The sequence below is a fragment of the Micromonospora sp. ALFpr18c genome, assembly GCF_008868155.1.
GTDB lineage: Bacteria > Actinomycetota > Actinomycetes > Mycobacteriales > Micromonosporaceae > Micromonospora.
The window spans coordinates 1-288 of the sequence record NZ_WBKR01000537.1 but is presented as its reverse complement, the minus strand read 5'-3'; the positions used below and the strand labels follow the sequence as shown (position 1 = coordinate 288).

The window sequence follows — 288 nt, the reverse complement described above, 5'->3', positions numbered from 1 at the left end:
ATTCGGAGTCGACCACGACGAACCCCATCACGATCCACCCGAACACCGGCGGACCGCAACCACCAACCAGCACCGAATCTTCGCGCACCATGCTGCGCCTCGAAGACGGCGCCGTGTTGCTGACCTGCGCAAACTGGTCCATCACTCGGACAGGGGAGTCCAGGGCGAATTCAACTGATCGTCGCAACACCTTGATCACGGAGGTTTGCGATGGGGCGCGGGAAGAAGCAGATTCCTGAGGTGCCGGCTGGCGGGCGGCGACAGTGGGCGTCGGATCGGGCGTTGCGG

General features: G+C 63.9%; 1 protein-coding gene. It reads right to left on the bottom strand.

The window, feature by feature from the left end; all coding sequences use genetic code 11:
• A partial coding sequence (locus F8271_RS33720) for a hypothetical protein (protein WP_225854928.1) occupies nt 1-199 on the bottom strand: 199 nt, incomplete at its 3' end.
• Nucleotides 200-288: the final 89 nt, after the last annotated feature.